Origin of the sequence: Micromonospora sp. NPDC048170 (assembly GCF_040652795.1) — a bacterium.
Classification (GTDB): domain Bacteria; phylum Actinomycetota; class Actinomycetes; order Mycobacteriales; family Micromonosporaceae; genus Micromonospora.
In genome coordinates, this window is record NZ_JBEZMR010000060.1 from 1 (window position 1) to 14,100 (window position 14,100).

A 14,100-nucleotide genomic window follows, 5' to 3' on the forward strand; every position below is an offset into this window, starting at 1 on the left:
ACCCCCACCCACGCCCACCAACACTCCCTACCCCCCGGCAAACCCCCCCACCCACCCGCGGCCGTCCACCCCCCCCGCCCCGCCCGCCGGGGGCGATCGACGAGAAGCCGACCGTGCCGGAACGGAGTGGCCGTTGCGCGGGGTCGTGCTGACCAGCGCCGTCGGTCTCGGCGGGGCGGCCAGGTCACCGCCGACGACATGACGCAGCCGGTCAGGCGGCCCGCGGTTCCGCACGCGGGTGGCTCGGCCCGGAGCCGATGCCCTCCTCGCGGATCACGGCCGCGATCCTGTCAAGATCGGTGGTCGACAACCGCACCGTCGCCGCCGCCCGCCAGTCCTCTATCTGCTCCGGCCGGCGCGCTCCGACGATGGCGCCGGTCACGCCACGACACTCCAGCACCCAGGCGATGGCCACGGCGCTGGTGGTGACCCCGTGCTCGGCGGCGACTGCCGCGAGCGTACGGGTCAGCCGCATCGTCTTCTCCAGTCCACGGCCGCGGAAGCCGGGATCGCGCGATCGCCAGTCGCTGGGCGGCAGGGCAGCGGCTCGTTCGGGGGTGAACGCCCCGGTCAGCAGCCCAGAACCCAGCGTGCCGTAGGCGATGACTCCCACCTGGTGCGACGCGCACCAGGCGATCTCCTCCGCGGCCTCTCGCGCGAGGGCGGAGAACGGCGGCTGGAACGAATCCACCGGCGCGACGGCGTGGGCCCGCCGGAGCTCGTCGAGTCGGTGGTTCGAGAGGCCCGCCGCCCGTATCTTGCCCTTCTGACGCAGGTCGGCGAGGGTCTGCCAGTACTCCTCCAGCGGAGTCCCGTCCGTGGCGGGCCAGTGCATCTGGTACAGGTCGATGCAGTCGATCCGGAGCCGACGGAGAGACTCGTCCAGTTCACGCTCGATGCTCTGGCGCCGGCCGGCGACCGTGCCCGGCTCGACGTCTCCACCCCACACCACGCCGCACTTGGTGAACACGTACGGGCGGGCGTCCTCGGCGAAAACCGCGAGCGCCTCACCCACCAGTTCCTCCGCCCGCCCCTGGCCGTAGATCGGTGCCGTGTCGAGCCAGTTCAGGCCGGCGTGTTCCACCGAGTGGCGGATGGTGGCGATCGTCTCCGAGGCGTCCTGCGGCCCCCAACCGAAGGCCCAGTTGTCTCCGCCGAGCGCCCAGGTGCCGAGCCCGAGCCGGGTGACGGTGAGCGGGGATGAACCGAGTCGTACCGATGGCAGCGTTGTCATGGTGCGTCCTCCGGGGGTCGGCGGAAACGGCGGGCAGGCGAGGGCGCGGAGCGGTCACCGCTCCGGCCGGTGTGCCGGGCCGGGGGAATACCGGGCCGGCCCGTGCGCCGCCGCCCGACAGGGCGACCAGGACGATTCTCGCCACGCTTCACCGGCGGCCCCCGGACCTCTACCGCGAATCGTCGCGCATTGTTTCTGAGAACGCAATCCTGGCCGCTCCGGCCATTGCGGGAATGGGAACATCCGGCGATCCCGGAATGGCAGCTCGGCCGCGGATGTGACAGCGCCGTGAAGCCGTCGCGACAGGCCCCGTTGGCAGGCTGGAAGCGTCCCCCGGGTTTCGCGTCGAAAGACGGGGCGAAACGCGATCGACCATCCGGAGCCGAGGAGTGAGGGCGTGGAGTTCATCGCCGAACCAGACCGACAGAGCATTGTGATCAGGTGTTTCTTCGACGCCCCCCGCCACCTGGTCTTCAAGGCGTGCACGGAACCGGACCTGCTCGCCCGCTGGTGGGGGTCGAGCGGGTTCGAGAACAGCGTGGACCGGATGGACGTCAGGCCGGGCGGCACCTATCGGTACGTCAGCCGCGACGGTCACGGTACGGAGTTCGCGATTGGTGGCGTTTACCACGACGTCGCCGCACCCGAGCGGATAGTGCAGACATTCCAGTTCGAAGGTATGCCCGGTCAGGTGCAGCTCGAGACGATCACCTTCGAGGAGGCCGAGGACGGCACCCGGTACGAGGCGGTGTGCATTTTCCAGTCGGTGAAGCAACGGGACGACGCGGTGCTGTACGGAATGGAGGAGGAAACGCGCGGCAGCATGGACCGGCTGGCACAGGTGGTGGCGAGCCTCCGTTGAGGGCCCGCATTCGATGTTCCACCGCTGCGGCGGCCCCAACTGCCCGGGGCGATGTCCCGCCGGCGGGACATCGGCTACCGGCCCAGCAAGGACGAGCCGGCCACCTGTCCCGCCGACGCGGGCTCGACAGGCAGCCCCGCCCCGCCGTGGTCGGACTAGCGTGCCATGGCCCCGTCGCTGGTGGCGGTGACCGTGCCCAGGGCCCGCTCGGCGGCCTGGTCGAGCATCGTCACGATCCACGAGGCGAGGTCGATGCTCGCCTGCTCGGCGGCGAGCCGCCAGCACTCCAGGCGGGCTTCCTCCACCTGCACCCGCGGCAGGGCCGACCCGGTGGGCTGGCTGGGCGCGCCCCGCCCGCGCGCCTCCTGGACGTGCCGACGCAGTTGGTTGCGGGACCATCCGCGCTCCTCGGCGCGGTCCAGCCACGCATCCTGTTCGGCCGGGGGCAGGGAGGCCACTTCGGCGTGGTGCTGGAAGCTCAGGTTCTCCCGCCGCCTGGAGGACTCGAACTTGCGTGCGACCCAGGCGTAGTTACGCAGCGTCTGGTAGTCGAGGCCGATCATCTCGACCGTCTTGGCGTACCTGCCCTCGTATTTCTCCTGCCCGTAGACCAACCAGTCGCCGAGGCACCAGGCGAACGAGTCGACCAGGCTGGAGAGCTTCGGCCCAGCCTCCGCCCACTGCTCGAACGTGATCCCCGACGGGAACCGCAGGCCCACCCGGGTCGTCAGGATCTGACCGTGGCCGTGCGCCGACGTCTCCTGCTGCTCGTCTTCGGCCAGAAGTTGGCTCGTGGGTTGCCTGACGGAATGCCGCGAACTGAGTGCCGTCTGTCTGGGTACACGCTTCACCCTGTTCCCCTTCGCGGAGTGCTGAACTCTGATCCGTGCCTACCGCTGCCGCGATAATCGCTCATTTGACATGGCGCATGAACCACCCCACGGAAATATCCGCTCCGGCTTCACGGAAAACCCTCGGAATCCACGCGCGAACCGGCCGGGCAGATCAGTCGCCACGGCCATTGGAAAGTCTTACATGAATCAGCTTTCCAGGCCCGCAAATCAGCGCCGAACTGGAGGGCAATCGCGACACTGGACATCAGGAACGGCCATCACGACACCACGACCGAGCGAAGGTGGACTCCATATTGAGCGGCTCGCACGACCCATGATTCGTCTCCCTGACGCATGCGTTGCCCCCCGTGGCATAAACACCCTCAACTCAAACACCTAACCGGTGCCGCAACATCAACCGTAACGCCTCCAGGTCCGGATATCAAGATCGACAGAGAGCGATGCGTGGAAGTTGCACCACCCCGTCTCGCGGCCAACCATCACCCCGAGGAGAGGTCCGACGGCTGCGGGAACCCCTGCTCCTCCACGCGTATCAGCAGGGCAGGGGGCCTCCTCGCGACCCCTCACCTCGTCAGCGGTGCCGGCCGCGCGACCGCAACCGGGACGCAGCCGCCCCGCAATCACAGCCGTTAGACATTAGAGAGAGATAGGAATCACTCCCGTTTCGGACGCCAAACACTTGACGTCGATAAACTCACCGGGCGCTTGACAGCGTCTCCACGTCCACGAGATCGTTGGCACCGGCGGTGCATTCCGCCCACATCGCGACCACGCCATTCGCGACTCCGCACGGTGGCGCACGACAACGGCGTGCCACAGAATGCGGCGCAGCCATGGCGGCGGACCCGAAGCAGCAAAGGAAAATCGGCGGACGAAGTCGCCACCTGACCGACGGGAATGACATGTACGTTCCGGCGCAATACCAGGCGGAAGATCCGTCCTGGACCTGGGAGCTGATCGATTCTCATCCCCTGGCCACGCTGATAACCGCGACCGACGGTGTTCCCCTGGCCAGCCATGTGCCGACCATCAGGCGGCCCGCCCCGGAAAGCGATGACGACGCCGTCCCGACGGACACGCATTCGATTCTGGTGGGGCACATGAACCGCGTGAACCCGCAGTGGACGGCGATCGGGACCGGCTGTCCGGCATTGCTGGTCTACACCGGGCCCGACCGCTACGTCTCCCCCACCGTCTACGGCGTCACCCCGGCGGCTCCGACATGGAACTTCACCGCGGTTCACGCGAACGGCTGGCTGTCGCCGTTGCCGCCTGGCGAGCCGACGCTCGCGGTGATCCGGTCCACCGTGGAGGCCCTCGAAGGGCGGCACGGCGCTGGCTGGGACATGACGTCGTCGCTGGACTACTTCGACCGCCTGCTGCCCGGTGTCGGCGCGTTCGAACTGCGGGTGGACCGGGTCGATGCGATGTTCAAGCTGAGTCAGGACCAGGCTCCGGACGTCCGCGACCGGGTCGCGGCCGATACCGCGGCCACCGGCTGCGGTCACCACCGGGAGCTCGTGCGCCTGATGGCACGGGCCGCCGGGCGCGACGAGCCCTGACCGACCCGACCCCCGCGCCGTACCGGGGACGGTGGCCCGCGTCCCGTCCCCGGTAGGGTGGCCCAGGTCGCGGGCCACACCGCTCAGGAGACCGCGGCGGCGGCGCTCGGAGTGTGGTGCGGTTCCTGGCCCGCATCCGCGAGAACCGTGTCGATCTCGTGTGCCAACTCGGCGACGGTCGCCGCCTCGAACAACGACCGCAGCGGCAGGTCGACCCCGAGCGTCTCCCGCAGCCGGTACACCACGCGGGTCACCAGCAGCGAGTGCCCCCCGAGGCCGAAGAAGTTGTCCCTCCGGCCGATCCTCGCGATGTCGAGCACCTCGCCCCAGACATCGGCGACGGCCTTCTCGGTGCCGGTTGCCGGTGCGACGTACCCGTCGACCGTGTCCGGGTCGGGCAACGGAAGCCGCTTGCGGTCGACCTTGCCGGAGGCGGTACGGGGTAACTCGTCCAGCACGAGGATCAGCGCCGGCAACATGTAGTCGGGCAGGTCGGCGCGGAGCGCGCCGCGTACCGCCTCAGGGGTCAGCTCGTGCCCCGGGCGGGGCGTGACGTATCCGATCAGTCGGGGCGCCTCGTGTTCCGAGGTGTCGCAGACCACGGCGGCCGCCTCGACCGTCGGCAGGGCCGCCAGGCACGACTCGATCTCGCCGGGTTCGATGCGGTATCCGTGGATCTTGACCTGGAAGTCGATCCGGCCGGCGAACTCCAGGCTCCCGTCCGGCCGCCACCGCCCCCGGTCACCGGTGCGGTAGAGCCGTTCACCCGGGTTCCCGCCGAACGGGTCGGGGACGAACGCCGCCGCCGTCAGGTCGGGTCGGCCCAGATACCCACGGGCGAGGCCGGCACCGCCGACGTGGACCTCGCCGTAGGCTCCGATCGGCACCGGTCGCATCGCCGCGTCCAGCACGTACACGCGGAGGTTGTCAATGGGGCGCCCCATCGGGGCCTGGTCCGGCCAGTCGTCGGTGGGATGGGCCAGCCGGTTGAGCGTGACGACGTTGGCTTCCGTCTGTCCGTAGTGGTTGTCGAGCACCGCCTCGGGAAGGGCGGCGAACATCCGTCGGGCCGACGGGCCGACACGCTGCCGGTCACCCGTGGTGGCCACGTCCCGCAGCGAGGCGAACTGCTCGGGATGTTCCTCGGCGTGCCGGGCGAGATGTTCGGCGACGACGGTCGGCAGCACCGTGGTGGTGATCCGGTGTGCCTCGATGAGCCGGGCCAGCGCCGGGATGTCGCGCCGGGCCTCCTCCGGCACGACGACCAGTGTGCCGCCGGTCCACCAGGCAAGCATGACCTCCAACAGGTACGTGTCCGGGCTCATGGAGTAGAACTGGAGCACCTTCGGTTGCCCTCGGTAGCACCGGACGATCCAGTTCATCATGTTCAGCTTGGAGCGGTGGGTCATCATGATGCCCTTGGGGCGTCCCGTGGAGCCCGAGGTGTAGACCACGTACAACAGGTTGTCCACGCCGGCGCGTCGCGGCGGGTTGTCCGCCGGCTGCTCCGCGATCCGCTGCCAGCACCCCTCGTCGAGACGAAGCACCGGGGTCGCCACGCCGCTGACCGGCTCCGCCGCCGGGCCGTCGCCAGCGCCGACAGCCTCGACCGGCCCGCCAGTGACCAGGTCCGCCGTCTCCGCGTCGGCCAGCACCAGCGTGGCACGCGAGTCGTGGACCAGGAACCTCAGCCGCGACAACGGATCCGACGGGTCCAGCGGGACGTAGGCACCGCCGGCCTTGATGACGGCCAGGACGGCGATCAGCGCGCGGGTGCCGCGCGGCAGACAGACGCCCACCACCGTCTCGGGTCCCACCCCGGACCCGCACAGGTACCAGGCCAGCCTGTTCGCCTCGGCGTTGAGCTGCCGGTAGGTGAGTCGTTCGACGCCGGACACGACCGCCACCCGGTCCGGGTACGCCTCGACCTGGCGCTCGACGTGCTCGGCGACGGTCTGGACGGCCGGTGCGGGAACCGTCGGTCCGGTGCCCCAGCCGGCCAACAGCGCCTGTTCCGCGTCGGAGATGGGCGCCAGTTCCGAGATCCGCGTCTGCGGCGCCGCCACGGCGGTGGCGACCAGCGCCGCGTACTGGTGCGCGAACTGCTCCATGGTCGCCTGTTCGAAGAGGTCCCGGGCGAAGATGACCCGCCCGAGCAGCCCGCCGCCCGCCGTTTCGAAGACGTGCAACTCGACGTCGAAACGCGTGGTGACGCTCCCGCTGCGGAACTCCTCCACCGCCAGACCCGGCAGGTCCAGTTCGCCGCGCTCGACGCCGGTCCCGGTGCTCAGCAGGCCGAACAGGATCTGGACCACCGGGTTGCGACTCAGGTCGCGGGGCGGAGCGAGGTCCTCGACGATCCGATCGAACGGGACGGCCTGGCGCGCGTACGCCTCGAGTGCGGAGTCCCGGACCCGCTCGACGAGCTCGGTGAACGTCGGGTCGCCGGTGAGATCGATGCGGAACGGCAGCGTGTTGACGAAGAAGCCCACGGCGCCGCGCAGATCCGGGTCGAGCCGGCCGTACACCGGCGAGCCCACCAGCAGGTCCGACACGCCCGCCAGTTTCGACAGCAGCAGTCCGTAGGCGGCCAGGGTGACCATGAACGGGGTCACGCCGCTCTCGGCGCACAGGGTCCGCACCCGGCGTGCGACCTCGTCGGCGATGGGGAACGTGAACTCCCCCGCCGCCGCGGACGGCACGGCGGGCCGGCGGTGGTCGGGCGGCAGTTCCAGGGTGAGCGGCGCGTCCGCGAGGTGGCGTTGCCAGTACTCGAGCTGATCCGCCGTCTCGCGTTCGCCCATCTGGGCCTGCTGGCGCAGCGCGAAGTCGGCGTACTGCACCGGTGGCTTCTCCGGTGGCGGCACGGTCCCCCGCGAGTACGCCCGGTACGCCGCCGTCAGCTCCTCGGTGAGCACCACCAGGGACCAGCCGTCGAACACGGCGTGGTGTGCGGTGCACAGCAGGACGTGGTCCTCGTCGGCGAGGCGGAGCAGCGCCACCCGGAACAGCGGCCCGGTGCTGAGGCTGAAGGGCGCGTCCACCTCGGCGGCCGCCAGCCACCGCGCCGATGCCTCCGGGTCGTCCTCGTCGCGGAGGTCGACGAGCCGCAGTTCGCCGCCGCCCGTGTCGACCACCTGGTACGGCTCGCCGTCGACCGTCTCGATGCGGGTACGCAGGATCTCGTGCCGGTCGACGACATGGTCCACGGCACGCCGCAGGGCCTCGCGGTCGAGCCGACCCCGGATCCGGTACCCGAACGGGATGTTGTACGCGGTGCGCCCAGGAAGCAGGCGGTCGATGAACCAGAGCCGACGCTGGGCGTAGGAGAGCGGCGCGCGACGATGTTCGGTACGAGTGGGATCGGTCATGACCCTCCGATCGAAGTTCCTGCCGACGTTCCGGGTGTGGATGCCGGTTCGCGTGGCCCTGGAGTCCCCGCCATCCGCCCGTCGCTGGCACCTCCCCGCCGGTGCCGACGTCTCACCCGCCCACGCCCGGCGGCCAGCGACTGCCGCGATTCTCGCGATCCGGTATGTCACGGCGCTTTCACTCCACCGTCGGCAGCCCGCCGCGCGGACATGCCAGCGCGTCCGGGCGGGACAGCCCGCACCGCCGAGCCGGACAGCGCGAGGACAGTGCCCCGACGGGCGCCGTTGCCAGGATTGCCGGCGGAACGCTTGCTCTCGTCGGGATGGAAGGCGGCCAGCATGGCGTATGTGGAATTGCCGAAGTTCGTCAGCCGTGACGGCCGGGGCGATCCTGACCCGTACCGGAACTTCGACTGGATGCGGTCCACCATGCCGGTGGGTCCGGTGGTCGGGCCGGACGGCGAGGGCACCGCCTGGTTCGTGACCTCGTACGAGCACGGACGGGCGTGCCTGGCCGATCCACGGCTGAGCAACGAGCGGCGTAACGCGGCGACCGCCACCGAGAACGAGGAGGAGGACGAGGGCGATCTGCTCGGCAAGGACCCGCCGCACCACACCCGGCTCCGCAAGCTGGTGAGCCCCATCCTGAGCCGCGGTGCCGTCGCGCGGTTGCGCCCCCGGATCACCGAGGTGTGCGCCTCGCTCATCGACGCGTTCGCCGGACGCGGCACCGCCGACCTGGTCGCCGAGTACGCGTGGCCGATCCCGTGGGCGGTGGTGCACGAGTTCCTCGGCATCCCGGAGTCGAGGCGGATGCCCGTCAGCCGGTGCATCGACCGTTTCCTCGTCGCCGGATACCACGAACAGCAACGCCGAGGATGCCCGACGCCGGCCACGGACGAGTTGATGGAATACGTCCGGGAACTCATCGCCTACAAACGTCGGCACCGCGGCGACGACCTCACCACAGTCATGATCAACGGCGTCGACCGCGGCGAGGTACGGAGCGAGGCCGAGCTCGAAGGCATGCTCTACGTGCTGCTCGGCGCCGGCCAGGTGAGTACCGGTCCGATGATCGCCGCCGCGGCGCTGCGACTTCTCGAAGATCCGGCACACCTGGCCAGGCTCCGTGCCCGGGAGACGAACTGGCGGCTCGTCGTGGAGGAGTCGTTGCGCTACGACGCACCGGTGCAGACCTCCGTCAGCCGCTACGCCCTGACCGACCTGGAACTCGGGGACGTACGCATCGCCAAGGGCGACATGGTGATCGTCTCGCTCGCCGCCGCCAACCGCGATCCGGCCCGTTTCGACGATGCCGCGCGGTTCCGCACTGATGCCAGGCGTCCCTCGCACCTGGCCTTCGGGCACGGGATACACCTCTGCGTGGGCGCGCCCCTGGCCAGGTTGGAGGGCGAGATCTGCTTGCGGATGCTCTTCGACCGGCTGCCTTCGCTGCGGCTCGCCGGGCCGGCCGGGGACACGGCGTGGGTGCTGGGGCCGAAGCTGCGCAGCCCTCGCGAGATCGCGGTGCGCTTCGACGCGGAGCGAACTGCGCCGCCGCGTCCACGGACACACGCGTTTCCCGCGCCCGGGACGCCGTAACGGCCCGCCAGCACCGGCATTCTCGCCGGTTGGCGGGCCGGCGGGGCGCCCGCCGTCACCGCTGCCCGAGCACCGCGTCCGCGATCTGGTCCAGCGGCAACGACCTTCCCGCGTCCTTGAAGGACAGGGCCAGCACCCCGGCCCCCACCAGCGGCGTCTCGGACCGCGGGTCGGCGGGGACGGTCCGGGGCGGGCGGCCGGAGCGTGGGCCGCTCGTACGCCGCCGGCGCGCATGCCCGGCGGAGGGCTGAGCCGGAACCGGCCCGGCCGGAGTGCCGGCCACACCCACGGCCGGCGCAGAGGTGTTCGACGGCGGGTTCAGCAGCGCCAGGTGCGCCTCGCGCAGCATGTCGGACGGGTCCACGCCCAGTTCGTCGGCGAGTCGCCGACGCACGCGCCCGTAGGCCCGCAGCGCTTCCGCCCGCCGGCCGACGGCCGCCGTCAGCGTCAACAACCTGGCGTGCAGCGGCTCGTCGAACGGCAGGTGGGCGGCGAGGTGTTCGACCAGCGGCAGCGCCAGGGTCGCCCGGTCCAGCCCCAGCGCCACGTCGCCCAGCTCGTAGGTGCGCTCCAGGCGGTCGCGCTCCAAAGCGAGCACGGCGGGGTCCATCCGCAACCATTCCGAGGACTCCGCGAGGACCGGCCCTCGCCAGGTCCGCAGCGCGTGCAGCAACGCTTCGAACCGGGTTTCCGGGTCGTCGGCCTCGTCCGCGCGGCGAGCCAGTGCCGCGAAGCGTGCCGCGTCGAGCCGGTCCGGGGCGATGGTGATGCGGTACCCGGCCCCGGAGTGCTCGATGCCGGTCTCCCGGCCACCGGCCTCGCCGAGGATGCGGCGCAACCGCGCCACCGCGCAGTGCAGGGCGTTGCGGCTCACGTCGGCCTCGCCCCAGGTCAGGAACGCCAGCCGACTGTGGCTCACCCAGGCGTTCGCGTGGAGCAGCAGGGCGCCGAGCAGGTGGTTGATGACAGTGCCCCGTACGTCGAGGGGCAGGCCGCCGGCCCGTACCTCCAGGGCACCCAGCAGACCGAAGGTTACGTCGTTGCTCGGCATGGACCGGTCCTCCCGGTACGGGTCACGGCATCAGAGTCCGCGCGCCGGGGATCCTGTCCCCGCATCCGGCGGCGATCGACGTGGTGATCTCACCGGCCCGGACCGCGCTGTTCGACAGCAGCGACGAGGAGATCCCGTGCGTCTCCTCGGTGCCGCCCTGGAGGTAGACGGCGCAGTCGACGCCGCCGGTCGTGACCACACGATAGTCGCGCTCGAAGCACAGGGCACCCCTGTCGTCCAGTTTGCAGTACTGGACGAAGCCGCCGAGCAGTGGGATCGGGTCGGCCGGCCGGTATCCGGTGGCGTAGACGAGCACGTCCGAGCTGAGCCGTCGTACCTCCCCGGTCGGCAGGTGCTCGACGGTGACCCGCAGCCCCGCCGGGTCGGGTTCGACGGCCTGGACCCGGGAGGCGTTCACCATGTGCAGGCGCCGCGGTCCGCGCACGCTCTCGTCGTACACGCGCCGGTGCAACTCGGCGATGAGGTCGGCGTCGACGGCCGAGTAGTTGGTGTTCGCGTGGTAGTCCAGCAGCATCTTCCTGACCGAGGGTGGCGAGTGGAAGAAGAGGTCCACCGCGGCCGGGTCGAAGATGCCGTTGACGAACGGGCTGTCGTCGGCTGGGCTGTATCCGAAGCGGGAGAACACCGAGTGCACCGTCGCCGCCCGGAACCGTCGGTGCAGGTACTCCGTCACCTCGGCGGCGCTCTGGCCGGCACCGACCACGGTCATGGTCAGCGGCATGGCGTCGTCGAGTCGGTCAGCGCGGTCCAGCAACTCGGAGCTGTGCCAGACGCGGTCCGACAGGGCGGCGCCGGGCGGCGTCGCGGGCACCAGCCCACAGGCGAGGACCAGGTTGCGGGTGCGGAACACCGTGGTCCCACCTGCCGACTCGGCCACCACCTCCAGATGGGCGACGCGTCCGTCGACCACCACCGGACGGACCTCGACGACCTCGGTGCCGTACTGGACGACGTCGTCGAACGCCGCCGCCGCCCAGGCGAGGTAGTCGCTGAACTCGACACGCGAGGGGAACAGCGCCTTGTGGTTGATGAAGCTCGGCAGCCGCCCCTTCTCGTGCAGGTACTTGAGGAAGGTGAACGGACTGGCCGGGTCCCGCAGCGTCGCGAGGTCCTTGAGGAACGAGACCTGTAGCGTCGCCCCGTCGATCAGCATGCCGCGGTGCCACCCGAAGCGTCGCTGCTTCTCGACGAAGGCGAAGGTCAGTCGACCGTCCCGAGGCGTCGGCCCGCTCTCGCCCCGCACGGCGACAGCGTCGTTGTGGCTGCGTAGGGCGATGGCGAGCGCCAGGTTCGACGGTCCGAAGCCCACCCCCAGGACGTCGAGGACGGGCCCCGCCGCGGTGTCCGGAGCTGCGTTCATGGCTTCTCCGTCCGGTGGCGTTCGATCAGGGTGGCCATCGCCGCCACCGTGCGGTGGTCGAATATCGCCCGCAGCGGCAGATCGAGCCCGAACGTGCGGCGCAGTTCGGCGACGACCTGGGTGGAGAGCAAGGAGTGGCCGCCCAGCCCGAAGAAGTCATCCGTCACACTGATCTGGTCCAGGTGCAGGATGCGGGCCCACACCCCGGCGATCGCCGCTTCGAGTTCGTTGCGGGGCGCCACGAAGCCGTCGCTCTCGGGTGTCGCCACGGGAAGCCGATCGATGTCGATCTTTCCGGATGGCAGCCGCGGCAGCTCCGGCAGCACCACGAAGACCGCCGGGACCATGTACTCGGGGACCCGCTCGGCCAGGTCGGCCCGCATCTCCGCCGCCGAGGGTGCCAGCATGCCCCTGGCCACCACGTAGGCCGCGAGGATCGGGCCGTCGACGGCGCGGACGGCCGCCTCACGCAGGCGGTTGTTGGCCAGCAGGGCGGCTTCGATCTCGCCGGGTTCGACACGGTACCCACGGATCTTGATCTGGCGGTCGGCGCGGCCGAGGAACTCGAGGTTGCCGTCGTGGCGCCAGCGGGCGAGGTCCCCGGTGCGGTAGAGGCGTTGCCCGGCGACGGTGCCGAACGGGTCGGGCACGAACCGTTCGGCCGTCAGGTCGGCGCGGCCCACGTACCCCCGGGCCACTCCGGCACCGCCGAGGTACAACTCGCCGGGCATGCCCACTCCGACCGGTGCGCCCTGCCCGTCCAGCAGGTACGCGGTCACGTTCGGCAGGGGACGACCGATCGGTGGCCGCACCTGCCCCGGCTCCACCGGGTAGGCGGTGGCGACCACCGTGTTCTCGGTGGGGCCGTAGTGGTTGCAGACGGTGACCTTCGCGCCGGAGTCCGGCTGGGCCGGGCCCGGCAGGGTCAACGTGTCGCCACCGGTGAGCAGGTACCGCAGCCGGGTGGCCGGGAGCCCGCTGCGCAGCAGTAGTTGCGCCATCGGGGTGGGGACGAACGCCACGGTCGTCCGTGCGAGCTGGAAGTGCTCGGTCAACAGTTCGGCGGAGGTCTCCACACCCGGCTCCGGGATCACCATCTGCGCGCCCGAGAGCAACGCGCTCCATATCTCCCAGCACGCCGCGTCGAAGGAGGGGTTGGCGACCTGGCTGACCACGTCGCGGCTGTCGAGCCGGTACCGGTCGACATGCCAGTCGACGAGATTCAGCAACGAGCCGACGGTGACCGCCACGCCCTTGGGTTTTCCGGTGGAACCCGAGGTGTAGATGACGTAGGCCAAATTGTCGGGCGAGGCCGGACACGGCGGCAACGGTCGGTCATCGGAATCGGTTTCCGGTAGGGCACCGACGTCGATCGTCTCCACACCGGCAGGCAACCGTCCCGCCCCAGCGGCGTCGGTCAGCACCAACCCGACTCCCGCATCGGCCACCATGTACGCCGTCCGCTCCGCCGGCTGCCCCGGATCCAACGGCAGATACGCACCACCAGCCTTGAGCACCGCCAACACCGCCACCACCAGATCCACCCCACGCGGCAGACACACCCCCACCACCCGCTCGACACCCACCCCACGCGCCGACAACAACCCCGCAACCCGGGCAGCCCGCGCATCCAACTCCGCAAAACTCAACCGCTGCCCACCACCGACCACCGCCAACGCCTGCCCAGCCCTCGCCACCTGCTCCTCGAAACGCCGCACCACCGTCCACCCACCAGACCGCTCCACACCAGTCGCATTCCACTCCACCAACACCCGCGCCAACTCGTCATCCGGCACCACCACCAACCGCGAACACCGCTGACCCGGATCAACAACCACCGACTCCAACAACCGCCGATAATGCCCCGCAAACCGACGCATACTCTCCTCATCAAACAAATCCCGCGCATAAATCAGCTGACAATCCCACCCATCCACACCACCCACACAATGCAACTCCACATCAAACCGCGTCGTCACCGACTCCTCGGGGGCGGCGGTGACCCGGGTGCCGTCGAGCTCCAGACGGACCAGCCGGTCCTCGGTCTGGAACAACTGGAAGAAGACCTGGACGAGTGGGTTGCGGCTGAGGTCGCGGGTCGGTGCCAACTCCTCCACCAATCGATCGAACGGCACATCCTGATTCGCAAACGCATCCAACGCCATATCCCGAACCCGACCCAA

The 14,100-nt window shown here is 70.2% G+C and carries 9 protein-coding genes; 3 read left to right on the forward strand and 6 right to left on the reverse strand.

Annotated features, from left to right (window positions below; translation table 11 throughout):
• Window positions 1-211: 211 nt before the first annotated feature.
• A complete protein-coding gene (locus AB0D32_RS32395; protein WP_357098670.1) occupies window positions 212-1,234 on the reverse strand; it encodes an aldo/keto reductase in 1,023 nt (340 codons plus the stop codon).
• Between the two features lie 397 nt (window positions 1,235-1,631).
• On the opposite strand from AB0D32_RS32395, the gene AB0D32_RS32400 reads away from it, so the two are divergent.
• Complete coding sequence (locus AB0D32_RS32400; RefSeq protein ID WP_357098673.1) at window positions 1,632-2,096, forward strand: SRPBCC family protein; 465 nt, start codon at window positions 1,632-1,634, stop codon at window positions 2,094-2,096.
• 155 nt (window positions 2,097-2,251) lie between these two features.
• On the opposite strand, the gene AB0D32_RS32405 is transcribed toward AB0D32_RS32400, so the two are convergent.
• Window positions 2,252-2,947: an LmbU family transcriptional regulator gene (locus AB0D32_RS32405; RefSeq protein WP_357098676.1), complete on the reverse strand. Its 696-nt coding sequence runs from the start codon at window positions 2,945-2,947 to the stop codon at window positions 2,252-2,254.
• An 836-nt stretch (window positions 2,948-3,783) separates the two neighbouring features.
• On the opposite strand from AB0D32_RS32405, the gene AB0D32_RS32410 reads away from it, so the two are divergent.
• Window positions 3,784-4,512: an FMN-binding negative transcriptional regulator gene (locus AB0D32_RS32410; protein WP_357098679.1), complete on the forward strand. Its 729-nt coding sequence runs from the start codon at window positions 3,784-3,786 to the stop codon at window positions 4,510-4,512.
• Window positions 4,513-4,595: 83 nt separating this feature from the next.
• On the opposite strand, the gene AB0D32_RS32415 is transcribed toward AB0D32_RS32410, so the two are convergent.
• Window positions 4,596-7,883 (reverse strand): amino acid adenylation domain-containing protein, encoded by a 3,288-nt coding sequence (locus AB0D32_RS32415; protein WP_357098682.1) that lies wholly within the window; start codon window positions 7,881-7,883, stop codon window positions 4,596-4,598.
• 339 nt (window positions 7,884-8,222) lie between these two features.
• Here AB0D32_RS32415 and AB0D32_RS32420 point away from each other — a divergent pair, with 339 nt between their 5' ends.
• Complete coding sequence (locus tag AB0D32_RS32420) at window positions 8,223-9,485, forward strand: cytochrome P450 (RefSeq protein WP_357098685.1); 1,263 nt, start codon at window positions 8,223-8,225, stop codon at window positions 9,483-9,485.
• Window positions 9,486-9,540: 55 nt separating this feature from the next.
• Here AB0D32_RS32420 and AB0D32_RS32425 read toward each other — a convergent pair whose 3' ends face one another.
• From AB0D32_RS32425 to AB0D32_RS32435, 3 genes are read right to left on the reverse strand one after another with little or no spacing between them, the layout of a single operon-like run.
• Entirely contained in the window at window positions 9,541-10,536 is a 996-nt protein-coding gene (locus AB0D32_RS32425; protein ID WP_357098688.1) for a BTAD domain-containing putative transcriptional regulator, read from the reverse strand.
• Between the two features lie 22 nt (window positions 10,537-10,558).
• Window positions 10,559-11,917 carry a SidA/IucD/PvdA family monooxygenase gene (locus tag AB0D32_RS32430; RefSeq protein WP_357098692.1) on the reverse strand — a complete coding sequence of 453 codons (1,359 nt, stop codon included), beginning with the start codon at window positions 11,915-11,917 and terminating at the stop codon, window positions 10,559-10,561.
• Complete coding sequence (locus AB0D32_RS32435) at window positions 11,914-14,082, reverse strand: amino acid adenylation domain-containing protein (protein WP_357098695.1); 2,169 nt, start codon at window positions 14,080-14,082, stop codon at window positions 11,914-11,916. The genes AB0D32_RS32430 and AB0D32_RS32435 overlap by 4 nt, the downstream gene beginning before the upstream one ends.
• Window positions 14,083-14,100 lie beyond the last annotated feature (18 nt).